Genomic DNA, 22,785 nt, shown 5'->3' on the forward strand with positions numbered 1-22,785 from the left:
TTTCTTCCATGTATTCCTATGTGATTTTTGATCTGGACGGCACCCTGCTGAACACCATCGACGACCTGGCGGACACGGGGAACCACGTGTGCGCCCTCCACGGCTGGCCCGCCCACTCGGTGGAGGAGTATAAGCACATGGTGGGCAACGGCATCCCCAAGCTGGTGGAGCGGTTCGCCCCGGCGGGGACGGACCAGCCCACCCTGGACCAGGCCTTTGAGGAGTTCATGGCCTGGTACGGCGTCCACAAGGAGGACAAGACCGCCCCATACCCCGGCATGAACGAGGCCGCCCTGCGGCTGAAGGAGGCTGGGGTGTCCATCGCGGTGCTGTCCAACAAGGCCGACGAGATGGCCGGGCCGGTGGTGGAGCACTACTACCCCGGGGTGTTCCCTCTGGTGCAGGGGGCCCTCTCCGGCGTCCCCACCAAGCCGGACCCCACCCTCCTCTATAAGCTGATGGAGCGGATGGGGGCCAAGCCGGAGCAGACCCTCTTTGTGGGGGACAGCAACGTGGACATCCGCACGGCCAAGAACGGAAATCTGACCAGCTGCGGCGTGCTGTGGGGCTTCCGCTCCCGGCAGGAGCTGGAGGACGAGGGGGCCGGCTATCTGGCCGAGACCCCGGCGGAGCTGATAAAGGTGGTGCTGGGAGATGGCTGAGAATATCTTGGAGACCGACCGCCTGGCGCTGCGGGAGATGACCGACGGGGATTTTCCCGCCCTGTGCCGGATGCTCCAGGACGGGGAGGTCATGTACGCCTATGAGCACGCCTTCTCGGACCAGGAGGCCTGGGACTGGCTCCGCCGCCAGCAGGAGCGCTACCGGACCGACGGGTTCGGCCTGTGGGCGGTGGTGGAGAAATGTTCCGGGGAGATGGTGGGCCAGTGCGGCCTCACCTGGCAGGAGCTGGGGGACGGAACGCGGGTGCCCGAGGTGGGCTATCTGCTGGAAAAGGCCGCCTGGCACAAGGGCTACGCCGCCGAGGCGGCCCGGGCCTGCCGGGACTACGCCATGGACCGCCTGGGCTTCGAAGAGGTGTACTCCATCATCCGGGACAACAATCTGGCCTCCCAGAAGGTGGCCCGGCGTAATGGGATGCGGGAGCGGGGCTCCTTTGTGAAGCACTACTACGGGATGGACATGCCTCACATTGTATTCTCCGTCCGGCGGGAGGAGCGGCCCCGGCTGGAGACCCGGGACCTGACCGCCGGAGAGGCGGACCAGGCGGCTCAAATTCTCCGGGAGGGGGGGCTGGTGGGTATCCCCACCGAGACGGTGTACGGCCTGGGGGCAAACGGCCTGGACCCGGACGCGGTGGCCCGTATCTTTGAGGCCAAGGGCCGCCCTCAGGACAACCCCCTGATCCTGCACATCCCCTCGGCGGACCACCTGGAGCGGTACTGCCAGGAGATTCCGGACAGCGCTTACGCCCTGGCGGAGGCCTGCTGGCCGGGACCCCTCACCATGATTTTACGGCGGAAGCCCATCGTCCCCGACGTGGTGACGGCGGGGCTGGACACGGTGGGCATGCGGTGCCCCTCCCATCCCGTGTGCCACGCCATTTTGGAGGCGGCGGATGTGCCGGTGGCGGCCCCCTCTGGGAACACCTCCGGACGGCCCAGCCCCACCACCGCCGCCCACATGTGGGAGGACATGGACGGGAAGATCGACGCCATCGTGGACGGCGGTCCCTGCACCGTGGGGGTGGAGTCCACCATCATCGACCTGACCTGTACGCCGCCCCGGCTCCTGCGGCCGGGGGGGATCACCCTGGAGCAGCTCCAGGCCGTCCTGGGGACGGTGGAGGTGGACCCGGCGGTGACCCGGCTCATGGGGGCGGGGGAGAAGCCCAAGGCCCCCGGCATGAAGTACCGCCACTACGCCCCCAAGGCGCCGGTGACGGTGGTGGCCGGGGAGCCGGCCCAGAGCGCCGCGTACATTCGGGCCCACGCCCAGCCGGAGGACGGGATCATCTGCTTTGACGAGTTTGCCTCCCGCTTTGGGGCACACTATGTGGAGAAGCTGGGGCCCACCGCCGACAAGGGGGAGCAGGCCCGGCACATCTTCGACGCTCTCCGGGCCTTCGACCACACCCCCGTGAAGGCCATCTGGGCCCAGTGCCCGGACCCCTCCGGGCTGGGGCTGGCCATCGCCAACCGGCTCAATAAGGCGGCGGGGTTTCATATCGTGCGTGTTTGAGTATTGTTTTCTTTCCCTCAAAAGCCTTCCCCCTGGGGGCGGCTCCCCTTGTCAAGGGGAGATGTCGCGAAGCGACAGAGGGGATAGGGACAGGTGGCCTCGAAGGGGACGGATGAGGGGGCCATATTTGCTCCAGTTTGACCGAACGAATCCGGTAGGGCGGGGGCTTGCCCCCGCCGCCCTTTCGGTTTTTGCTTACTCCGTAGGGCGCAAGAAGGTGAATTGCCCAGAAGGGGCAAGAGAAGCTGGCCTGGGCCACGACCCGGCGCGCCGTTTTACAGGGTTTCACCCTGCGGGGCGAGGTGCTTTCCCAGTGATGGGAAAGTACCCAAAGGATCACTGGGGACGGCTCCGATGAGCACTTTGTGCTCATAGTTGCCTTTCCCCAGACCCCGTTTACGGGGGACGCGTACCTGCAAGGTGGAGCAAAATTTCCGGCGCGCAAAATCTGAGTGACGTTTCTCATTCAATCCGGCCCACTGGGGCCTGGTATTCCCAAAATTGAAACTAATGCGGTTCCCGTTCCGCGCCTGGCTTTGCTGAGCAGAGGGAGTTTGGTGCGAATCCCAGCGGGAGGCCCAAGGGCCTCCCCCACCCAATTTCGGAAGAATTTTTTGAGAGTTGTAGGGGAGGGGCTGAAGGTGAATCGGCCGAAGGCCGAGAGAAGCCACCCTGGGGTGTGCCTCTCCCGCAGGCCGGTCTGGGACCGGCCCCTACGATCAAGAAGGGACGACTTCTCTGCAAGCCGTAGGGGCGGGCGTCCTCACCCGCCCGCCAGGTTTCAGACAAGGTCCCCATAAAGCCGTAGGGGCGACCCTTGCGGTCGCCCGTGCCGGATACGGAATCAGGTTTCGGACCCCTTTGCAGGGGCGGCTCGCTGGGCCGCCCGCCGTATTCCGCCGCTGCGGCGGAACTCTCCCCATCATAATTTTAAAACAACCAACTTCAAATCCAAAAGAAATGAGTGTAGAATACTATGGTAAACATTGAGATCAAGGAAAACGTGGCCATTGTCCGGCCTGCCCGCCCCATCGCCGACAGCAAGGACGCCCTGGACGTGATTCACTCCGTCCGCTTCCAGACGGGGCGGAACAACATGCTCCTGGAGCGCGGCGCCTTTGTGCCCGAGATGTTCGACCTGTCCACCGGCGTGGTGACCCAGGTGCTCAAGGCCTTTGTGGACGAGAAGATGCGCCTGGCCATCGTGGGCGACCTGTACGACTGCTACCAGTCCTCCATGCGGGACGTGATCTTCACCTGCAACCGGAGCAACCAGGTGAGCTTCTGGGAGACCGAGGCCGAGGGCCTGGCCTGGCTGAACAAGAGGTAAGTTTCCCGCCAAACGCCTGAGCCCCAAGGGGCGCAACCTCACGTTGCGCGGGAAGTGCTTTACAAAATAAAAGACGCGGTCCGGCGCCTATCTGTTCTGGACCGCGCTGCCGGCTCTGGCCGTGAACGGCAGCGATCTCTTGGTCATGTACAGTCCATCCATTCGGAGGCGGTTTTGTATGCTGGAGAGGAAACCAATGAAGATTTTAGGCATCACCGGCCCCACCGGGGCGGGGAAGACCACCGCCCTCAACGAGGTGGAGAAGCTGGGCGGCGCGGTCATCGACTGCGACGCGGTGTACCATGAATTGCTGGAAAGCGACATTGCTTTACAGAGCGAATTAGAGGAGCTGTTCGGCCCCCTGCGGGGGGAGGACGGGGCCATCGACCGGAAGAAGCTGGGGACCATCGTCTTCGGCGACCCCGAGAAGCTGGAGCTCCTCAACACGGTGGCCCAGAGGGCCACGGTGGCGAAAACCCGGGAGCTGGTAGACGGATGCGAGCGCGAGGGGAGACCCCTGGCGGCCATCGACGCCATCGCCCTGCTGGAGAGCGGCCTGAAGGAGCTCTGCCACGCCACTGTCGCGGTGATCGCGCCCCCGGAGGTGCGGGTGCGGCGCATCATGGCCCGGGAGGGCATTTCAGAGGACTACGCCTGGGCCCGGGTGCGGGCCCAGAAGCCGGACGATTACTTTATAAAGGGGTGCGACTACACCCTTTGGAACGACTGTGCCGGCCCGGAGGAATTTGGAGCCCGGGTGCGGGCGCTTTTGGAGAAACTATTTGCGGACAAGGAGGTCTGAACCATGAAGGACAAGGAAAAGAGCCTGGGCGATCAGCTGCGGGAGGCCCTGTGCTATGACAAGAAAAACGGCTATGACCGGGTGAACCGGGAGGAGCTGGAGGCCATGGAGGCCTACTGCACCGGCTACAAGCAGTTTTTGGACGCGGGCAAGACCGAGCGGGAGTGCGTGGACCGGGCCGTGGCCCTGGCGGAGGCCGCCGGCTTCCGGGAGTACAAGCGGGGCATGGATCTGAAGCCCGGGGACAAGGTGTACCGGGTGAACCGGGGCAAGTCCGTCATGCTGGCGGTGATGGGCCGGAAAGGCCTGGAGGAGGGCGTGAACATCGGAGCCGCCCACATCGACTCCCCCCGCCTGGATTTGAAGCAGAACCCCCTCTATGAGGCGGACGATCTGGCCTTTTTGAAGACCCACTACTACGGCGGCCTGCGGAAGTACCAGTGGGTGACCATCCCCCTGGAGCTCCACGGGGTGGTGGCCCTGAAAAACGGCCAGGTGGTCCGGGTGTCCATCGGCAACGGGGCGGGGGACCCCCTGTTCACCATCGACGACCTGCTGCCCCACCTGGGGGTGGAGCAGTCCCGGAAGCCCCTGGGGGAGGCCATCCCCGCCGAGAGCCTGAACATCCTGGTGGGCAGCCGCCCCCTGCTGGACGACGAGGGCAAGGACCGGGTGAAGCTGTCCGTTCTGGAGCTGCTGAACCGGAAGTACGGCATCGTGGAGGAGGACTTTATCTCCGCCGAGCTGTCCGCGGTGCCCGCCTTCAACGCCAGCGACATCGGCTTTGACCGCTCTCTCATCGGGGCCTACGGCCACGACGACCGGGTGTGCGCCTACGCCTGCTTTGCCGCCCTGCTCCAGCTGGGCACCCCGGAGCGCACCGCCGTGTGCATGCTGGCCGACAAGGAGGAGATCGGCTCCGAGGGCGTCACCGGCATGAAGTCCGCCGCCTTCGACACCTTTATGGAGGACCTGTGCGAGAGCCGGAACGTCCCCCTGCGGGTGTGCTATGAGAAGTCCTTCTGCCTGTCCGCCGACGTGACGGCGGCCTACGACCCCAACTTTGCCGACGTGTACGAGAAGCGCAACAGCGCCCTGGTAAACGGCGGCGTGGGCCTGTGCAAGTACACCGGCTCCCGGGGCAAGTCCGGGGCCTCCGACGCCTCCGCCGAGCTGGTGGCCTATGTGCGGAAGGTGCTGGATGAAAACGGCGTGATCTGGCAGATGGCCGAGCTGGGCAAGGTGGACGCCGGCGGCGGCGGCACCGTGGCCATGTTCATGGCCGAGCGGAACATCGACACCCTGGACGCGGGGGTGCCCGTGCTCTCCATGCACTCCCCCTTCGAGACGGTGGGCAAGCTGGACTGCTATATGACCTTTAAGGGCATGAAGGCCATTTACGAGGCCCGGTAAGGGCCGTCAGAGGCGCCCTGTGTTCTTTCGGGCCGCCTCCCCTGGGGGAGAGGCTTGCGGGCAGTTGGTAGCCACCCCTGCGAAATATGGGGACTCTCCGAATTTTTTGCAGGGCCCCACGGGCGCGCCCTGTGCACTCCTACGGCAGTGACCACACGGGCAGCATGGATCGGAAACCCAGGCGCAGAAATTGGATTGCATCAGCCCCAATTTTGGGAAGATCAGGCCCCCAGTGGGGCCGGGGTGAATTCAGATTGTCACACAGATTTCCACGCGCCGGAAGGGTTATCGCGAGCCTAAAGGAGAATACCCTCGTAATAGGGGGACCGGGGGAAAGCGGCCTATGGACCTAGGCGGAGCCGTAGTCCATCGGACGCGTCCCCCGGCGATTCTTTGGTTCCTTTCTCATCAATGAGAAAGGAACTCGCCGCCCGGGACACGTCCCGAAGGAATGAGAGGGAATTTTTGGCGGCGAAATCCAGCCCTCTCATTCCAAAAAGATTCCATATAGGGAGGAAACACGGTGAGGAAACGAATTCTGGACATGTTCCGCCGGGATGTGGTGCTGACGGTCTCGCTGGTGCTGGCGGCGCTGTCCTGTCTCATTGCGCCGCCCAGTCCGGCCTATGTGGGGTACATTGACTTCAATACCCTCATTGTGCTCTTCTGCCTGATGCTGTTGGTGGAGGGGCTGCGGGAGGAGAATTTCCTCCAGTACATCGCCGCCAAGGTGCTCTCCCGGGTGGGGACCATGCGGGGGATGGCGGCCACCCTGATCTTTCTCTGCTTTTTCAGCAGTATGTTCATCACCAACGACGTGTCCCTCATCACCTTCGTCCCCCTGGGGGTGATGATGCTGCGGATGGCCTCCCTGCGCCGGAAGCTGTGCTATACCGTCACCCTGATGACCATTGCCGCCAATCTGGGCAGCATGTTCACCCCCATCGGCAACCCCCAGAACCTGTACTTATTCGCCCTGTCCGGCCTGAGCCTGCCGGAGTTTCTGCTCCTCACCGGCCCCTACGCCGCGGGGGCGGCGCTGCTGCTGGGGGTGTGCGTGCTCTTTGGCTACCGCCACCGCCGGCTGTCCATCCGCATGGGGGAGACCGCCCCTCTGCGCCGGGGAAACATCGCCTTTTATCTGGTCCTCTTTCTGCTGTGCGTGCTCACGGTGGCGGGCTTTCTGCCCCACCCGGCACTGCTGGCGGTGGTGGGGATTCTGCTGCTGTGGCGGAACCGGGGGCTGTTTGTCCGCATCGACTACTCCCTGATCCTCACCTTTGTGTTCTTTTTTATCTTTGTGGGTAATTTGAAGCAGCTGGATGCGCTCCAGACCTGGATCGGCGGGGCTATGGCCGGCCGGGACCGGCTCATCGGGGTACTGGTCAGCCAGGTCATCAGCAATGTGCCCGCCGCCATGCTCCTGTCCGGGTACAGCAGCGATCTGCGGGAGCTCATCGTGGGGGTGAACGTGGGAGGCCTGGGGACCCTGATCGCCTCCATGGCCAGCCTCATCTCCTACAAGCAGGTGGCGGGGCAGTACCCCAGTCTGAGAAAGCGGTATTTGATCCTGTTCACCCTCCTGAACCTGGGCTTTTTGGTGCTGCTGTACCTGATTTGATTATGTGCACGCACAACAGCCTGCTCTGATTCTGGGAGCCCCGTGGAACTCTCTGGCACAAATCGAAAAAGAGATGGAAAGTGAATTTACTTTCCATCTCTTTTTATTTCTCATGTTTCGCTCAGAGGGGCGGTGAGACACAGGGTCTGTGCGTTGATGGTCAGATACAGGGTGGCGTCCCGGCTCCCATCGGCGTATTCTGTGACCCCGTACACCCCATAGCCCTCCGGCTGGCCCGGAAACGCCAGGGTGTAGACCTGGGCGTTGGGATCTGCGTCCTCAGCGGGATAGAGGGTCCCGGTGCAGGTCTCCCCGGCGGCGTGGTCGGTGAGGGTGATGGTCCCGCCCTCTACCTGGGCTGTGAGGTTCAGCGAGGGGACGTTTTGGATGGAGGTCCCCTCCGCCGCGGCCAGAATATCTCCGTCCTCCTGGGACTGGAGGGTCTGGGCAGTCCAGGTCAGGCCCTCCGGGATGCCGGAGGCGGAAGCTCCGCCACACCCGGTCAGGAGCACCAGAGCAAAGGCACATAAAAGAGTGCGCAGTTTCATTTCAGTCTCCTTTCCAGCCGCCAGACCTGGACGGCCAGTACAATGCAGACAATCAGGGCAGCCAGCTGGGTGAGCAGATAGAACTGGGGTGGAAAGGCAGTATCCGAGGCAGATACATAGATCTGAGTGGGGCCGTCGGCGCCGCCGATCACGCCGATGCTGGTAGACGGAAGGATCTGAGCCAGGAGAATGGTACCCCAGGGCAGACAAGAGAGCAGACACCAGACTCCAATTCCCGTGAGCAGCCACCGGAACAGCTTTAAATACCGCCGGGCGGTGTTTTTCTGGGACTGCTCCATGGCCTGGACCGCCGCCTGGCCCGCCTCCTCCTTGGTGAGGGTGGGGGAGGGGGTGCGCTCCCCCTGGAGGAGCTCCACCAGGGAGACCCCCAGCTCCTGGGCCAGGGGCTCCAGCAGCTTCAGGTCCGGAAACCCCTTGCCCGTCTCCCACTTGCTGACCGCCTTGTCGGTGACGTGGAGCCGCTCCGCCAGCTCCTTTTGGGTGAGATTCTGTTCCTTGCGGAGCTGGGCCACAAAGCGGCCGAACTGGATGTTGTCCAAGGAAATCGCTCCTTTCATTCCCTGCTATCATAGCGTATCGCCTGAAAAATGGCAACCTACCAAAAGTAGAGCGGCGCATTTTGGACAGAAGCGGGAATAAGATGCCCCCTTTTTGTCCACGCTATGGAGGTATGCGGAAGCGAATGAAGGAGGCGTTTGAAGATGGAAGAACAGCAGGCGATGGAGCCCAGGGGCGAGAGCGCTGGGAGCCAGTCCATTTTAGAATTCGGGTCTTCTCTGATCCAGTCCAAGCGGGGGACCATCCACGTGCTCACCATCGTGGGGCAGATCGAGGGGCACCAAGTGCTGCCCCCCACCAGCAAGAGCACCAAGTATGAGCACGTCATGCCCCTGCTGGCCCTGGTGGAGGAGAGCGACGAGATCGACGGCCTGCTGGTGCTGCTGAACACGGTGGGGGGCGACATTGAGGCGGGGCTGGGCATTGCGGAGCTCATCGCCAGCATGTCCAAGCCCACCGTCTCCCTGGTACTGGGGGGCGGGCACTCCATCGGCGTGCCCCTGGCGGTGTCCGCCAAGCGGTCCTTCATCGCCCCCTCGGCGGCCATGACCATCCACCCGGTGCGGCTCAACGGTCTGGTCATCGGGGTGCCCCAGACCTTCTATTACTTCGAGCGCATCCAGGAGCGCATCACCCAATTTGTAATTGCCAACAGCGGGATAAAGCGGGAGGACTTTACAAAGCTGATGCTCCAGACCGGGGAGCTGGCCGCCGATGTGGGTAGCGTGATCTACGGCGAGGAGGCGGTGGAGCTGGGGCTGATTGATGAGATCGGGGGCCTGTCCGACGCGCTGACATATCTTCACAAGATGATCGAACAGCGGAAGCGGGCCGAACCGGCGGAATAGATGGTCCGGCCACCTGAACTGCCGCTGCAGAACAACCTCTGGGGCGGACAGAGAGGTTGGGCCGGGCCTGTCCCGCTGGGAGATGCGGTGCGGGAAAAAATTCAGAAGAGAGAGAAAAGAGACCGCCATAAACGGGGATTTTTTCCAAATAAGAGCGGGAGATTCTGAGTAAATCTGAGAGAAACAAAAACGGAACTCTAACTTGACAAGTAAAGACACTTTACAATCTGCGGTTGAGAAATGAAATTGACAAATTTTTAAATGAGTGTATAATTTATACAAACTTTGCCCCTTTTCGGCCAGATTCGACGGGGCAGGTGTGTGTTGTGTTTGATTTTGAAAAATGCCTACTGTTGCAGATTTGAGGAGAGTGTGTTTATGAAGAAGCAAGCCCGAATGGGGACCTCGCTGTTCCTGTCCCTGCTGCTGTGCGGATGCAGCACTCTGCCAGCTCAGGCGGCGGAGGCGGCGCCGGAATCCCAGGACAGCGCCTATGTCCAGGAGGATGGACGGGTCTGGGTCCGGTTCGACGCCAACGGCGGCTCCGGGACGGTTCCGGACGGCCTGGCCGCGCAGAGGGGAGAGGAAGTGACCCTGCCCTCAGCCCAGCTGTCCGTGCGGATGGAGGGGGATACCTGGCGCTTCGTGGGCTGGTCCACCAGTGAGACCGCCTCCCTTCCGGAATATGAGCCGGGCGGCAGCTTCACAGTGGGAGAGGATACCACCCTGTACGCGGTGTACGCCTCCGGGGATTGCCGTGTCACCTATCGGGTGGACGGCGTAACCACCACCGAAAAGGTGCAGCCGGGCGAGACCCCAAAGAAGGTCCCTGATCTGCCCGACGGCTATACGGGCTGGGTGAACGGAAACGGAGCGGCGGTGGACCCGGCCTCCGCCCAGATCTGGAGTGACCAGACCTTTACCGCCTATGAGACCTTCACGCTGAACACCTGGGACCACGGAAAGTACATGGACGGCTCCAGCGACGGTCTGTTCCATCCCGGCCAGTACATGACCCGGGCTGAGGTGGCTCAGGTGCTCTACGGTCTGCTGGCGGAGAAACCGGAGGCTGGAGTGTCTTTCTCGGACGTATCCGGCGACATGTGGTACGCCGAGGCCGTTGAGACTTTGGGCGCTATGGGAGTTCTGGACTGTGAGGCGGGCTCCGCCTTCCGGCCCGATGCCGCCATCTCCCGGGGAGAATTTGCTTTGATGCTCAGTCATTTTATCTCCGGGACCGGGGATTTGGAGTCCTTTGCAGATGTGCCTGCCGGAAGCCGGTACTATGAGGCTGCCGGCGCGGCGGCGGCGGAGGGACTGTTCAGCGGCTATGCCGACGGTACCTTCCGCCCGGACGATGCCCTGACCCGGGCTCAGGCCGCAGTGGTATTCAATAATCTGCTCCACCGGGAGGCGGACGCCTCGGCCATCGCCGGCAACCCCAACGTCCGCCTGTTCCCCGACGTGCCCACCACCTACTGGGCCTACGGGGAGATCATGGAGGCCACCATCTCCCACACCTATGACGGCAGCACGGGGCGGGAGGTCTGGACCCAGGTGACCGCCGAGCGCACTGCCTTACCCGACGGTTACTACCGAATCAACGGCCGGCTCTACCGGGTGCAGGACGGCATGTTCCTCCACAACACCACGGTGGACGGCTTTACATACGACGCCCAGGGCCGCTACACCACCGGTTCGGCCACCCTGGATACCAAGCTGAACAACATTGTGGAGACCTATACCAACAGCTCCATGACCCGGGACCAGAAGCTGCGGGCCCTCTATAACTATGTGCGGGATAATTTCACCTATCTGAAGCGGCCCCTGGTGTCCAAGGGACAGACCGGCTGGGAGGCCGCCTACGCCGAGGAGTTCCTGAACCTGGGCCGGGGCAACTGTTACAGCTTCTCCGCCACTTACTGCCTGCTGGCCCGGGAGCTGGGCCTGCCGGCCTACACGGTGGTGGGCGGTCTGGGGGCCAGCAACAGCCCCCACGGCTGGGTGGAGATGGAACTGGACGGCACGGTCTACATGTTCGATCCCCAGTTGGAGTGGCGGTATCTCCACGACTACGGGCGCACAGGCTATAACCTGTTCAAGATGCTCCCCAGCCATGCCCGGTTCACCTATATCCGCTGAGCGGCCGTGTGAGGATATTGTCGAGAAATGGTATTTAGTTCACCTGTTTTTCTGTTCGCCTTTCTGCCGGTGACGTATCTGGGGTACCGGCTCCTGCCTGGGCTGCCTCTGCGCAACGCCTGGCTCACCCTGGCCAGCCTGGTGTTTTTCTCCTTTGGACAGCTGCCCTACCTGGTACTGCTGCTCATCAGTGTATTGCTCAACTATCTCTTCGGGCTGTGGCTGCAGTCCGGGGGGCGTTATCGCCGTCTGGCCGCAGGTCTGGCGGCGGGGACCAATCTGGCCCTACTGGGCGTGTTCAAGTACATAGACTTTGTCATCGGGACCTTTAACAGCCTGTCCGGGGCGGATCTGGCCCTCACAGGCATCGTGCTGCCCATCGGGATCTCCTTCTATACCTTCCAGGGGATGAGCTACGTCATCGACGTTTACCGCCATCCTGAGTGGGGGACCCGGAACCCCGGTAAGCTGCTGCTGTACATCTCTTTCTTTCCTCAGCTTATCGCCGGTCCCATCGTCATCTATCACGACGTAGCCGGCCAGATCGACCGGCGGGAGATGACCCCGGAACTGACCCTGTCCGGTCTGCGCCGGTTTATTCTCGGCCTGGGGAAGAAGATGCTCCTGGCAAACTCCATGGGGGAGATCGCCGACGCGGTGTTTGCCATGACGGCCGCCGAGCTGGATTTCCGCCTGGCCTGGCTGGGAGCGGTGTGCTACACCCTGCAAATCTACTTCGACTTCAGCGGATACAGCGACATGGCCATCGGCCTGGGCCGGATGTTCGGCTTCCGGTTTTTGGAGAACTTCAACCTGCCCTATGCCTCCAAGTCCATCAAGGAGTTCTGGCGGCGGTGGCACATCTCCCTCAGCTCCTGGTTCCGGGACTATCTGTACATCCCCCTGGGGGGCAACCGGAAGGGGGCGGCCCGCACCAATCTCAATAAATTCATCGTCTTTTTCGCCACAGGCCTTTGGCATGGGGCCAACTGGACCTTTGTGCTGTGGGGCCTGTGGCATGGTCTGTTCTCCACCCTGGAGGGGGTGGGGGCCATCCCCAAGCGCCTGCGGGAGTCCCGGCTGGGCCATGTGTACACCATGCTGGTGGTCATCCTGGGCTTCACCCTGTTCCGGGCGGACACCCTCGCCGGCGCGGGGGTGATGTTTGCGGCCATGTTCACCGGATTTTCCATTGCACCGGCCAACACTCTGGCCCTCATCGCACTGCTGGACGCCAAGGCGGTGTTCCTGCTGGTGACCGCCCTGCTCTTTGCCTTTGGCGTCCCCCAGTGGGCGTGGCGGCAGCTTCAGCAGCGGGGCCTGCCCCAGTGTGCGGGGGCGGCGGCCGCGGCCGTGGGGTACAGCGCCCTGTTCGGCGTGAGCGTGCTCACCCTGGCGGGGGCCACCTTCAACCCCTTCATCTATTTTCAGTTTTAAGGAGGGGGACAGGACATGACACAAAAGACCAAGGCGCGCATTGCGCTCACCGCCTTTCTGGCGGCCTGCCTGATCCCCTCGGCGGGGATGCTTCTGCTGCCCCAGGGGGAGGCGGCGGCCAACCAGACCCTGGCCCCCGCGCCCCGGCTCTTTCTGGAGGACGGCAGCTTCAACACCCAGGTGCTGGACGAGGTCACCGACTATGTGGCCGACCACTTCGCCTTCCGGCAGGAGATGATCACCGCCGGAGCCGCCCTGGACGCGGCGGTGTTCCACGTGTCGTCCGAGGAGGACGTGGTGCTGGGGCGGGAGGACTGGCTCTTCTACCGGGAGACCCTGGACGACTACCTGCACACCAACCCATTGAGCGAGCAGCAGCTCTTCGGGGCGGCCCGGACCCTGGCCCTGCTCCAGGAGTACGCCCAGAGCCGGGGGGCCCGGCTGTATGTCACCGTGGCCCCCAACAAGGCCTCCCTGTACCCGGAGTACCTGCCCCATGTGGGGACGCCTCTGGAGGGGGAGGACGACATCGACCGGCTGATCCCCTATCTGGAGGGACAGGGGGTGTCCTACATCGACCTGTTTGCCCCCTTCCGGGAGACGGACGAGGTCCTCTACTACCACACCGACTCCCACTGGAACATGCGGGGGGCGGCCCTGGCCCACGATACCCTCATCGCCGGGCTGGGCAAGACCGACCAGGAGCCCTTCTTTGACGGCTCTTACCACCTGGGGGAGCCCCACTTGGGAGACCTCTATGAGATGGTTTTCCCCACCGGAATGAAAACGGAGGAGGACGCGGCCTACGACCGGGAATTTGCCTTCTCCTACGCCCGGCCCATCCGCAGCGCCGAGGACCAGTTCATTCAGACGGAGAACCCGGACCGGAGCGGGAACCTGCTCATGTTCCGGGACTCCTTCGGCAACCTGCTGCACCCCTATTTGGCGGACGCCTACGGCCAGGCCGCCTTCTCCCGGGCCATGCCCTATACCATGTCCCTGCTGGACCAGACCGGGGCGGACACGGTGCTCATTGAGATCGTGGAGCGCAACCTGGACTGGTGGGCCACCCAGGCCCCCATTTTCCCGGCCCCGGAGCGGGTCCTGAACGGCGTGCCCCCCCAGGGGACGGCCCAGGCCCGGCTCACCGCCGCGGAGGACGGCCTGCTGGAGGGGTACACCCGGCTGGAGGGACGCCTTACCGGAGACGTGGACGGCGATTCCCCCATCTATGTCCAGCTGGGGGATATGCTCTATGAGGCCAGCCCGGTGGGCGAGGCGGGGGAGGGGGTTCCCTTCACCCTGTACGTCCCGGCGGAGCAGGCCCAGGCGGACACGGAGATTTTGTATCAGTTTGAGGGACAGCTCTATACAACCGGAGCGGTTTCCCGGCAATAAACGACAAATTCAGAAAGGATTTGGATGTAAGATGAAAAAGAGAACCATTGCCCTGCTCTTGGCTGCAACCCTGGCGGGCGGCCTCACCGCCTGCGGCGGGACCCCCTCTGATGCCTCCAGCGCCCAGGATGGAAGCGGCAGCCAGTCTGTCTCCTCCAGCCAGGAGGAGATCGCCTCGGTGGAGGACCGCTCCGCCGGCGGAGACGTGTCTGTGACCGCCCCCGAGGACAGCCCGGCCGGAGACAGCAGTTCCAGCGCCTCGGCAGGGGATGCCTCCACCCAGGACCAGGAGGACGCCTCCGCAAGTACAACCACCCAGACTCAGCAGTCCTCCGGACAGCCTGCGGTGACCCAGCCCTCGGTCCAGCAGCCTCAGACCCCCACGGTGACTGCGCCGGAGTCTGAGCCCGAACCCGATCCGGAACCCGCTTCGGAGCCCGCTTCGGAGCCCGCCGCCGACCCGGAGCCCGAGCCCGTGGCCGCCACGGCGGACGCCGCCCGGGCCTACATCGGACAGAGCGCCTCCAGCCTGATTGCCGCCATCGGCTCCCCCATCAGCAGCTCCTATGCCCCCAGCTGCCTGGGCCCGGGGGAGGACGGGGAGCTGGTCTATGACGGCTTCACCGTGTACACCTACCGGGAGAACGGCGTGGAGACGGTGGAGGACGTGCTGTAAGAGAAAACCTCTTGGCGGGAGTTCCGTCCGGTCCGGATGATCGTGGACCGGGCGGCAGCTTCCGAGATAGAAGGAGAGCGCTATGCAGAAACGATGGACCGCTTTGATTTTGGCGGCGCTGATGCTGGTCACCACCTCCTGCGGCCGGACGGCCCAGCCCCAGGAGGACGTGTCCGGCTCCGCGCCCGACCCCTGGACCCCGCCGGCCAGCTCCTCCCAAGTGGAGGAGGAGCCGGAGCCTGTGAAGGAGCCCCCGGCCTGGGAGACGGGCCGCACGGTGGAGCACCTGCCGGACAACTACAACGGTCTGGAGCTGCCCATTCAGGGGGCCACCGGCTACACCTCGGTGGAGCTGCCCCTGTGGGCCGACCCGGCCGACCAGGAGGCCGCCGCCACGGCGGTGGAGGAGTGGGAGAAGGCCGAGGAGGAGCGAAAGCGGCTGGAGGAGGAACAGAAGCGCTTAGAGGAGGAGCGGGCCCGCGCAGAGGCGGAGGCCGCCGCTCAGGCTCAGGCGCAGGGGGAGACCAGTTCCCCCTCGGCCTCTTCCAGTGCGAGCGCCGCCCCGGCGGAGCAGACCACTCCGGCCCCCGACGCGTCCGGCGGCGGGGAGACTGCGCCGGCAGCGGGGGAGACGGAGACGGCGCAGTCCCAGGAGGGGACAAGCTCCGCCCAGACGGGAACAGACCCGGCCCAGCCCGGAGAAACTCCGGCGGCGGAGACCCCCGCCGTCCAGGAGCCCGCCCCGGAGACTCCGGCCGATACGCCGGACCCCTCCGGTTCTGCTGAGACTCCGGCCGCGGAGCCCCAGACCCCGGCGGAGACCGAGCCGGTGGAAGAGGAGGAGCCCCCCACCCTCACCGACGGGGCCCTGGCCCTGGTGGCCTCCGGAACCCCCTTCACGGTGCTCCGGGAGGAGGGGGGCTGGTGGCAGGTGGCGGTGACCACAGACTACTTCACCGACGAGGAGCAGACCCAGACCCAGCGCGGGGAGATCACCGGCTGGCTGGAGCACAAGTACTGTCTGGTGAACCTGCCCGACGTGATCCCCTCCATCATCTATGACGCCACCAACAGCTACTCCTCCCACTTCCGGTCCTGCGGCAAGGTCATCCCCGAGGTCACCGGCGAGGCCTTCTACCCCAGCAAGACCTACAACGAGCGGCTGGGCAAGATGGAGTTTATGATGCCGGTACTCTACTCCATGGCCTTCAAGCTGTGCGAGGCCCAGCAGAGCGCCCTGGCCGAGGGCAACAGCCTGATCCTGTACGAGGGCTACCGCCCCCACGAGGTACAGACCAAGGTGCTCAACTCCCTGTCCGCCATGACCCGCACCGATCCGGAGGTGAAGGAGGCGGTAACCGGGGCCCCCTGGCGGATCTCCTGGTTCATCTCCGGGGGCTACTCCAACCACCAGCGGGGCTACGCGGTGGATATGGGGCTGGCCAAGGTGAGCGAGACCAAGGAGTACACCACCGGCGGGTACCGCTATGTGCGGGTGTGGAACTATGAGCGCTATGAGATGCCCACCCCCATCCACGAGCTCAGCCGGGCGGCGGCTACCTACACCGCCCCGGTGACCATCAACTCCACCACCGCCTGGAAGAATGCGGAGATGACCCAGGCCATGGCCTCCAATAAGCCCGCCCTGGGGCTCCAGCGGTACTGCACCGGCGCGGAGCTCACCCCCCTGGCCTCGGAGTGGTGGCACTTCAACGACCTGTCCACCCGCAGCCAGGTGCTGGACAACCAAGGGATCGGGGATTTCCTCATCTCCAGCGTCCGAAGCGCCGCCCCCGCGTAATACATCAATCAGCAGAACAAACCGGCCCGCCGAATCGGCGGGCCGGTTTTTGTGTTAAGCCTAATTCAAATTCAGAAGATATGCCTGATAGGGGGCGCGCAACCGGTACCCCAGCTTTTCCGCCAGGGCAACCGAGGGCAGATTGTGGGCGTCCCAGCTGGGGACGAGCCCCCGGTCCAGACAGTCCAGAATCAGCCGCGCCCCGCAGGAGAGGGCCAGCCCCTTCCGCCGCTGGCCGGGCCGGGTGTCGATCTCGATCTCGACGCCTCCGTCACAGATGGTGTAGGAGGAGGCGCCGGCCACTGGGACACCCTCCAACAGGACAATTACCCCCAGCCCCCGGCGGACAAAGTCGTCCCCGTCCCGGAAGTTGCCGCACAGGTCCTTGGACCACGCCTGTCCCATGAGGACGGGGTAGTGCTGAGGCAGGATAGGGGAGAGGGCGTACCCCTCCGGCAGGGCGGCGGCGTACGCGGCCAGCCGCTCCCGGTCAAACGCCTCCGGCCCATCCATGGCATAGCGGGGAAAGGGAGACGCCTTTTCACCAAAAACAGACCGGAGCACAGGCTCCCAGTCCGGGGTGCGGGGGATCAGGATGGGGCGGTCGGCCTGGCGGGCCAGCTCCGGGTCGGGTCTCCCGGCCAGAAAACAGAAGTCCCCCACCGCGCACAGGGCGCTCTCCGGGGGCGTGCGCCCGTCGGTGACCACCGTGCCCATGTGGCCCTGGAGGCAGCTCCGCACCATGGTTTTCTTCCAACCGGCGAACAGGGGGGCGGCGCTATCCATGGAAATCCCCCTCCCGCCCCGCCTTGGGCAGGGTGACCTGGAACTCCACCTGGTTGTCCCAGCTCCGGGCGGAGATGGTCCCCCCGTGGAGCTCCACAATCTCCTTGGCGATGGCCAAGCCAAGGCCCGCGCCCCCCGTGCGGGTGGCGCGGGAGCTGTCCAGGCGGAAGAACTGCTCAAAGATGCGCTCCAGCTTCTCCGGAGGGATGGTCCTCCCCTCATTATGGAAGCTGAGAACGATAGATGCGCCGGTCTCCGCTCCGGAGATCTGAACCTCCGTCCCCGGCGTGCTGTAATGGCAGGCGTTGCGCAGCAGGTTGTCAAACACCCGGGCCAGCTTGTCCGGGTCGCAGGGGTAGTCCATCCGTGGCGGCAGGTCCAGGGTGCAGGTGAGCTGCTCCTCCGCGAGCATGGGCTCAAACTCGCTGACCACCTGCTGGAGCATGCGGCTTAAATCCACCGTCTGCTTCTCCAACTCCAGGTGGCTCAGGTTGAAGCGGGTGATGTCGAAAAATTCGTTGATCAGGTCCTCCAGCCGCTCCGCCTTTTCTAAGGCGATGCCGGTGTACCGCGCCCGCAGCTCCGGGGAGATCTGGGGCTCGTCCCGCAGGAGGGTCAGATAGCCGATGACGCTGGTGAGGGGCGTTTTCAGGTCGTGGGCCAGATAGACCACCAGATCGTTTTTCCGCTGTTCCGCCTCCCGGGCGGCCTGCTGGGCCCGGAGGGCCTCCTCCCGAGCCAGATTCAGCTGGTCCTCCACGCTCTTCATGGCGGGAGGGAGGCGGATGGGCTCCTCCGTCGGCTGGGAGAGCTGTCCGGAGGCCTCCACCAGTGCCTGGAGCTGCTGGTTGGGCCGGGCGATGAAGTAGTAGCTGATGACCACCCACCCCACCAGAATGACAAAGGCAAACACAAAGAAGTAATAGTCCCGCACCCAGTTGAGCAGATGGTAGAGGGGGTTGGTCTCGTACCAGATCAGGCTGCGGCAGATAATAAAGCCCAGCACGCTGACCACCAGCACAATGGTCACCCAGGCCATCAGGGCAAGCAGATAGTAGCCCCAGGCCTGGAGGGTGGAGCGGCGGGAGCGCCTCTGGCCGCCGCCCATTTGTCTTTGCTTACTCAATGGTATACCCCACCCCCCAAACGGTCTTGATGAATTTCGGCTTCCGGCTGGGCTCGTGCATCTTCTCCCGCAGCCGGGCGATGTGGCTCATCACGGTGTTGTTGCTCTCAAAGTACCGCTCCCCCCACACCGCCTCAAAGAGGGCCTCGCTGGACACCACCTGCCCCCGGTGCTGGCACAGGTACCAGAGGATGGAGAACTCCAACGGGGTGAGGGAGAGCTCCTCCCCAAAGAGGACGCACTTGTGGTTCACTTTGGAAATTTGAAGCCCCCGGAAGTCGTACTCCTGGGGTCCGCCCCCCTCGGCGGGGGCGGAGGGGTTGTAGCGGGTGTACCGCCGCAGCTGGGTTTTCACCCGGGCCACCAGCTCCAGGGGGTTGAAGGGCTTTGTGAGGTAGTCGTCAGCCCCCAGGGTCAGCCCCATGATCTTGTCCATGTCCTCCACCTTGGCGGTGAGCATGAGAATGGGGAACAGGTGGTCCTCCCGGATCTTCTGGCACAGGGTGAACCCGTCCACGTCCGGGAGCATCACGTCCAGAATGGCCAGGTCCAGGTGGGTGCTCTCCACACAGGAGAGGGCCTCCTTTCCGGTATAGAACTTGTGGACGGTGTAGCCCTCGTTTTTCAGGCAGATCTCCACCAGGTCGGCGATGGCCGCCTCGTCGTCTACCACTAAAATGTCGGTGCTCATGGAAGAAACCTCCCTTTCGGTTCCGTCCCATTGTACCATAGATTTTCAGGGGAGGGAAGCGGCGGGGGCGGGGGAGAAATCTTAAATTTCATGGGTGTTTGAAACCTTTGGTCCCAGTTCTGCAATATGATATGTTCGGCACCCAGGTGGAACTGGAGGAGATCCACGCCATCTTGGATTCTCTGGAGCTGTCTCAGATGACCGGTGGTTTTACGGGAAATTGAGGTTTGGGCGTTTTACGGACCCTCATCCGCCCCAGTGTGCGCACTGGGGCACCTTCCCCTAAAGGGGAAGGCTTTCGGGCGGCTGATAGCCGCCCCTACGAATAGGGGAGAGCGGTCCCAAAATCGGGCGGGCGGCCCAGGTGTGCCGCCCCTACGGGTGGAACGGTTTTCCCACAGTGGGCGACCGCAAGGGTCTCCCCTACGGCGTTTCTATGCGGCGATTCAGAACGGCGCGTCCAGGAGGCCGCGCCCTACAAAGGGAGAATCCCTCCAGAGCGGGCGGGTGAGGACACCCGCCCCTACGGCGGATGCGGAAGCGTCCTGTCCTTTCGTAGGGGCCGGACACTGGCCGGCCCGCCGATCACGGACCAGCAAACACCTGCTCGGCAAAGCCAGGCGCAGATGTAGAACCACACCAGCAGCAATTTTTGCAACCCCAGGGCCCAGTGGCCCGGGAGGAATCGCGGAGGTCACTCAGATTTTGCGCGCCGGAAATTCTCCTGAGACTGTCAAGTACGCGTCCCCCGTAATGGGGTCCGGGGAAAGGCGACTATGAGCACGAAGTGCTCATCGGAGCCGTCCCCGGTGGCGTTTTGGTTACTTTGCCGCCATGGGCAAAGTAACTCGCCGCCCGCAGGCGGCGAAACTCCCCTGCGAACGAAACAAGGGCGGCGGAGATGCGAAAAGACGAGGCAGGGGCAAAATCCCCTGAAAAATAAAACAAAAAGACGGAGCGCCGCAGCGCTCCGTCTTTCACAATATGAGGAAATGATTACATCTCGGTGGTGAGAACCTTCTTCAGGTGAGCGAACCGGGGCAGGCCGTTCTCCTTGGGAGCGTCGGTCTCACCCTGGATGAGGGGCAGGACGTAGTCGATGAACTCCTGCTTCACGCCGTTTCCGGCCTCGTTGATCCACTCGCGGGGGACCTTCTTCTCGAAGTTGGCCACGATGTCCAGGGGCTCCAGGGAGGTCTCGCAGGTGTAGCCGCCCTCGCGGGTGCACTTGAAGGCCACCATTTTGTCGGTGACGCCCTCCACGGCGGCGTTGACGGCGGCGGCGCCGGCCTGCCAGGCCTCCTTCACATCGGTCTTGGAGGCCAGATGAGCGCCGCAGCGCTGGAGCAGGGAGAGCTCGATGCCGCGGACCTTGGCGCCGGTGGCCTGCTTCACGGTATCGGCCAGGTGAGCGGCCAGGCCGCCCAGCTGGGCGTGGCCGAAGCCGTCGGTGGCGGAGGTCTTGGCCTCGGACACGAAGGTGCCGTCGGCGTAGTGGATACCCTCGGACACGGCCACCATGCACTTGCCGGTCTTCTCATAGACGGCCTTCACGTCGGCGAGGAACTTGTCCATGTCGAAGTCGGTCTCGGGCAGATACACCAGGTCGGGGCCGCAGCCGGTGAGGGAGGCCAGGGCGGCGGAACCGGCCAGCCAGCCGGCGTGGCGGCCCATGATCTCGATAATGGTAATCATGCCGGTGTCGTACACGTGGGCGTCCTGCCACACCTCGGCGCAGGAGGTGGCGATATACTTGGCGGCGGAGGCGAAGCCGGGGCAGTGGTCGGTGCCGTTCAGGTCGTTGTCGATGGTCTTGGGCACGCCCATGATGCGGCACTCATAGCCCACCTTCTGCATATACTTGGAGATCTTGTTGCAGGTGTCCATGGAGTCGTTGCCGCCGTTGTAGAAGAAGTAGCGCACATTGTACTTCTCAAAAATCTCCAGAATGCGCTTATAATCGGTATCGTCCACATCGGGGTCGGCCAGCTTATAGCGGCAGGAACCCAGGGCGGAGGAGGGGGTGTACTGGAGCAGGTCCAGCTCCGCGGGGTCCTCCTGGGACATGTCGTACAGCTTGTCCTCCAGAACGCCCTTGATGCCGTGGGCGGCGCCCAGCACCCGGGTGATGCAGTCCGCCTTCAAAGCGGTCTGGATGACGCCCTGAGCGCTGGCGTTAATGACGGCGGTAGGGCCGCCGGACTGGCCAATGATACATGCGCCGGTGAGTTTTTCCATGTTTAGTTCCTCCTAAAGTGTTGTTGAGATACCCAAAACTAGTTTTACCTAAATTTCTCTTACAAATCATACCACGTACCCTTGTATTTTTCAATCCACAATGGTACAATATGAGACGTAAAAAACTTACAAGGAGATGGTCACTATGCCATTAGTTACCTCCACCGAAATGTTCAAGAAGGCCTATGACGGCGGCTACGCCATCGGCGCCTTCAACGTCAACAATATGGAGATCGTCCAGGGCATCACCGAGGCCGCCCGGGACCTGAATGCTCCCCTGATCCTTCAGGTGTCCAAGGGCGCCCGCGCCTACGCCAACCACACCTACCTGGTGAAGCTGGTGGAGGCCGCCGCCATCGAGTGCCCCAACATCCCCATCGTGCTGCATCTGGACCACGGCCCCGACTTTGAGACCTGCAAGTCCTGCATCGACGGCGGCTTCACCTCCGTTATGATCGACGCCTCCTCCAAGCCCTTCCAGGAGAACATCGAGATCACCAAGAAGGTCGTGGAGTACGCCCACGACCACGGCGTGGTGGTAGAGGCCGAGCTGGGCGCTCTGGCCGGCATCGAGGACGACGTGAAGGTCTCCGCCGAGGAGTCCCACTACACCCACCCCGAGGAGGTGGAGGAGTTCGTATCCAAGACCGGCTGCGACTCCCTGGCCATCGCCATCGGCACCAGCCACGGCGCCTACAAGTTCACCGCTGAGCAGTGCACCCGCAATGAGAAGGGCGAGCTGGTTCCGCCTCCCCTGCGCTTCGACATCCTGGAGGAGGTCACCAAGCGCCTGCCCGGGTTCCCCATCGTGCTCCACGGCTCCTCCTCCGTGCCTCAGAACTTCGTGAAGATGATCAACGAGAACGGCGGCAAGATGCCCGACGCCGTGGGTATCCCCGAGGAGCAGCTGCGTCAGGCCGCCCGGAGCGCGGTGTGTAAGATCAACATCGACTCCGACCTGCGTCTGGCCATGACCGGCACCATCCGTCAGTTCTTCAACGAGCACCCCGACAAGTTCGACCCCCGCGAGTACCTCAAGCCCGCCCGGGCCGCCATCAAGGAGCTGGTCGCCCACAAGATCGTGGACGTGCTGGGCTGCGACGGCAAGGCATAATTTCATCCGCTGTTACTTCAAAGGAGCGCCCAT

The 22,785-nt window shown here is 63.6% G+C and carries 19 protein-coding genes; 13 read left to right on the forward strand and 6 right to left on the reverse strand.

Going from position 1 to position 22,785, the window contains the following annotated elements; all coding sequences use genetic code 11:
- Nucleotides 1-8: 8 nt before the first annotated feature.
- The 6 genes from B5F19_RS03750 to B5F19_RS03775 all read left to right on the forward strand — a co-directional run bounded on the left by B5F19_RS03750 (nucleotide 9) and on the right by B5F19_RS03775 (nucleotide 7,368).
- Nucleotides 9-662: an HAD-IA family hydrolase gene (locus B5F19_RS03750; RefSeq protein ID WP_087288142.1), complete on the forward strand. Its 654-nt coding sequence runs from the start codon at nucleotides 9-11 to the stop codon at nucleotides 660-662.
- Nucleotides 655-2,202: an L-threonylcarbamoyladenylate synthase gene (locus tag B5F19_RS03755; protein ID WP_087288144.1), complete on the forward strand. Its 1,548-nt coding sequence runs from the start codon at nucleotides 655-657 to the stop codon at nucleotides 2,200-2,202. Before B5F19_RS03750 ends, B5F19_RS03755 begins: the two co-directional genes overlap by 8 nt.
- Before the next feature lie 976 nt (nucleotides 2,203-3,178).
- The gene (locus B5F19_RS03760) at nucleotides 3,179-3,532 is read left to right on the forward strand and encodes a DUF4180 domain-containing protein (protein WP_087288146.1); all 354 of its coding nucleotides are present in this window, start codon (nucleotides 3,179-3,181) and stop codon (nucleotides 3,530-3,532) included.
- Nucleotides 3,533-3,728: 196 nt separating this feature from the next.
- The gene (gene coaE / locus B5F19_RS03765; RefSeq protein ID WP_087288148.1) at nucleotides 3,729-4,334 is read left to right on the forward strand and encodes a dephospho-CoA kinase; all 606 of its coding nucleotides are present in this window, start codon (nucleotides 3,729-3,731) and stop codon (nucleotides 4,332-4,334) included.
- Between the two features lie 3 nt (nucleotides 4,335-4,337).
- Nucleotides 4,338-5,747 (forward strand): aminopeptidase, encoded by a 1,410-nt coding sequence (locus tag B5F19_RS03770; RefSeq protein WP_087288150.1) that lies wholly within the window; start codon nucleotides 4,338-4,340, stop codon nucleotides 5,745-5,747.
- A 523-nt stretch (nucleotides 5,748-6,270) separates the two neighbouring features.
- Nucleotides 6,271-7,368, forward strand: a complete 1,098-nt coding sequence (locus tag B5F19_RS03775) for an SLC13 family permease (RefSeq protein ID WP_242972685.1) — start codon at nucleotides 6,271-6,273, stop codon at nucleotides 7,366-7,368.
- Between the two features lie 110 nt (nucleotides 7,369-7,478).
- Here the strand turns inward: B5F19_RS03775 and B5F19_RS03780 are convergent, their stop codons facing one another.
- Both B5F19_RS03780 and B5F19_RS03785 read right to left on the reverse strand, forming a co-directional pair.
- Entirely contained in the window at nucleotides 7,479-7,916 is a 438-nt protein-coding gene (locus tag B5F19_RS03780; RefSeq protein ID WP_087288153.1) for a hypothetical protein, read from the reverse strand.
- On the reverse strand, nucleotides 7,913-8,476 hold the full coding sequence (locus B5F19_RS03785) for a helix-turn-helix transcriptional regulator (RefSeq protein ID WP_242972686.1): 564 nt from the start codon (nucleotides 8,474-8,476) through the stop codon (nucleotides 7,913-7,915). The genes B5F19_RS03780 and B5F19_RS03785 overlap by 4 nt, the downstream gene beginning before the upstream one ends.
- 162 nt (nucleotides 8,477-8,638) lie before the next feature.
- Between B5F19_RS03785 and B5F19_RS03790 the strand changes: the two genes are divergently transcribed.
- The 6 genes from B5F19_RS03790 (at nucleotide 8,639) to B5F19_RS03815 (ending at nucleotide 16,797) form a co-directional block, all read left to right on the forward strand.
- Entirely contained in the window at nucleotides 8,639-9,343 is a 705-nt protein-coding gene (locus tag B5F19_RS03790; RefSeq protein WP_087288157.1) for an ATP-dependent Clp protease proteolytic subunit, read from the forward strand.
- A 378-nt stretch (nucleotides 9,344-9,721) separates the two neighbouring features.
- Nucleotides 9,722-11,485: an S-layer homology domain-containing protein gene (locus tag B5F19_RS03795; protein ID WP_087288159.1), complete on the forward strand. Its 1,764-nt coding sequence runs from the start codon at nucleotides 9,722-9,724 to the stop codon at nucleotides 11,483-11,485.
- Between the two features lie 27 nt (nucleotides 11,486-11,512).
- Nucleotides 11,513-12,922 carry an MBOAT family O-acyltransferase gene (locus tag B5F19_RS03800; protein WP_087288161.1) on the forward strand — a complete coding sequence of 470 codons (1,410 nt, stop codon included), beginning with the start codon at nucleotides 11,513-11,515 and terminating at the stop codon, nucleotides 12,920-12,922.
- Nucleotides 12,923-12,937: 15 nt separating this feature from the next.
- The gene (locus B5F19_RS03805) at nucleotides 12,938-14,320 is read left to right on the forward strand and encodes a hypothetical protein (RefSeq protein ID WP_087288163.1); all 1,383 of its coding nucleotides are present in this window, start codon (nucleotides 12,938-12,940) and stop codon (nucleotides 14,318-14,320) included.
- 31 nt (nucleotides 14,321-14,351) lie between these two features.
- Nucleotides 14,352-14,996, forward strand: coding sequence for a hypothetical protein (locus B5F19_RS17405; RefSeq protein ID WP_087288165.1), 645 nt, complete (start codon nucleotides 14,352-14,354; stop codon nucleotides 14,994-14,996).
- Between the two features lie 82 nt (nucleotides 14,997-15,078).
- Entirely contained in the window at nucleotides 15,079-16,797 is a 1,719-nt protein-coding gene (locus B5F19_RS03815; protein ID WP_087288167.1) for a D-alanyl-D-alanine carboxypeptidase family protein, read from the forward strand.
- Nucleotides 16,798-16,857: 60 nt separating this feature from the next.
- On the opposite strand, the gene B5F19_RS03820 is transcribed toward B5F19_RS03815, so the two are convergent.
- The 4 genes from B5F19_RS03820 to B5F19_RS03835 all read right to left on the reverse strand — a co-directional run bounded on the left by B5F19_RS03820 (nucleotide 16,858) and on the right by B5F19_RS03835 (nucleotide 21,638).
- Nucleotides 16,858-17,583, reverse strand: a complete 726-nt coding sequence (locus tag B5F19_RS03820) for a GNAT family N-acetyltransferase (protein WP_087288169.1) — start codon at nucleotides 17,581-17,583, stop codon at nucleotides 16,858-16,860.
- A complete protein-coding gene (locus B5F19_RS18300; protein WP_087288171.1) occupies nucleotides 17,576-18,709 on the reverse strand; it encodes a HAMP domain-containing sensor histidine kinase in 1,134 nt (377 codons plus the stop codon). Before B5F19_RS18300 ends, B5F19_RS03820 begins: the two co-directional genes overlap by 8 nt.
- Nucleotides 18,702-19,400, reverse strand: a complete 699-nt coding sequence (gene vanR, locus B5F19_RS03830; RefSeq protein ID WP_087288173.1) for a VanR-ABDEGLN family response regulator transcription factor — start codon at nucleotides 19,398-19,400, stop codon at nucleotides 18,702-18,704. The genes B5F19_RS18300 and vanR overlap by 8 nt, the downstream gene beginning before the upstream one ends.
- A gap of 996 nt (nucleotides 19,401-20,396) precedes the next feature.
- Nucleotides 20,397-21,638, reverse strand: a complete 1,242-nt coding sequence (locus tag B5F19_RS03835) for a 6-phosphofructokinase (RefSeq protein ID WP_087288175.1) — start codon at nucleotides 21,636-21,638, stop codon at nucleotides 20,397-20,399.
- A 145-nt stretch (nucleotides 21,639-21,783) separates the two neighbouring features.
- Here B5F19_RS03835 and fba point away from each other — a divergent pair, with 145 nt between their 5' ends.
- A complete protein-coding gene (fba, locus tag B5F19_RS03840) occupies nucleotides 21,784-22,752 on the forward strand; it encodes a class II fructose-1,6-bisphosphate aldolase (protein ID WP_087288177.1) in 969 nt (322 codons plus the stop codon).
- Nucleotides 22,753-22,785 lie beyond the last annotated feature (33 nt).

This window comes from Pseudoflavonifractor sp. An184 (assembly GCF_002160305.1).
Classification (GTDB): domain Bacteria; phylum Bacillota; class Clostridia; order Oscillospirales; family Oscillospiraceae; genus Lawsonibacter; species Lawsonibacter pullicola.

What these genes read in the sequence shown, in the direction of transcription:
- B5F19_RS03750 (WP_087288142.1), top strand. Translation starts at nt 9, where the DNA reads ATGTATTCCTATGTGATTTTTGATCTGGACGGCACCCTGCTGAACACC.
- B5F19_RS03755 (WP_087288144.1), top strand. Translation starts at nt 655, where the DNA reads ATGGCTGAGAATATCTTGGAGACCGACCGCCTGGCGCTGCGGGAGATG.
- B5F19_RS03760 (WP_087288146.1), top strand. Translation starts at nt 3,179, where the DNA reads ATGGTAAACATTGAGATCAAGGAAAACGTGGCCATTGTCCGGCCTGCC.
- coaE (WP_087288148.1), top strand. Translation starts at nt 3,729, where the DNA reads ATGAAGATTTTAGGCATCACCGGCCCCACCGGGGCGGGGAAGACCACC.
- B5F19_RS03770 (WP_087288150.1), top strand. Translation starts at nt 4,338, where the DNA reads ATGAAGGACAAGGAAAAGAGCCTGGGCGATCAGCTGCGGGAGGCCCTG.
- B5F19_RS03780 (WP_087288153.1), bottom strand. Translation starts at nt 7,916, where the DNA reads ATGAAACTGCGCACTCTTTTATGTGCCTTTGCTCTGGTGCTCCTGACC.
- B5F19_RS03790 (WP_087288157.1), top strand. Translation starts at nt 8,639, where the DNA reads ATGGAAGAACAGCAGGCGATGGAGCCCAGGGGCGAGAGCGCTGGGAGC.
- B5F19_RS03795 (WP_087288159.1), top strand. Translation starts at nt 9,722, where the DNA reads ATGAAGAAGCAAGCCCGAATGGGGACCTCGCTGTTCCTGTCCCTGCTG.
- B5F19_RS03800 (WP_087288161.1), top strand. Translation starts at nt 11,513, where the DNA reads ATGGTATTTAGTTCACCTGTTTTTCTGTTCGCCTTTCTGCCGGTGACG.
- B5F19_RS03805 (WP_087288163.1), top strand. Translation starts at nt 12,938, where the DNA reads ATGACACAAAAGACCAAGGCGCGCATTGCGCTCACCGCCTTTCTGGCG.
- B5F19_RS17405 (WP_087288165.1), top strand. Translation starts at nt 14,352, where the DNA reads ATGAAAAAGAGAACCATTGCCCTGCTCTTGGCTGCAACCCTGGCGGGC.
- B5F19_RS03815 (WP_087288167.1), top strand. Translation starts at nt 15,079, where the DNA reads ATGCAGAAACGATGGACCGCTTTGATTTTGGCGGCGCTGATGCTGGTC.
- B5F19_RS03820 (WP_087288169.1), bottom strand. Translation starts at nt 17,583, where the DNA reads ATGGATAGCGCCGCCCCCCTGTTCGCCGGTTGGAAGAAAACCATGGTG.
- vanR (WP_087288173.1), bottom strand. Translation starts at nt 19,400, where the DNA reads ATGAGCACCGACATTTTAGTGGTAGACGACGAGGCGGCCATCGCCGAC.
- B5F19_RS03835 (WP_087288175.1), bottom strand. Translation starts at nt 21,638, where the DNA reads ATGGAAAAACTCACCGGCGCATGTATCATTGGCCAGTCCGGCGGCCCT.
- fba (WP_087288177.1), top strand. Translation starts at nt 21,784, where the DNA reads ATGCCATTAGTTACCTCCACCGAAATGTTCAAGAAGGCCTATGACGGC.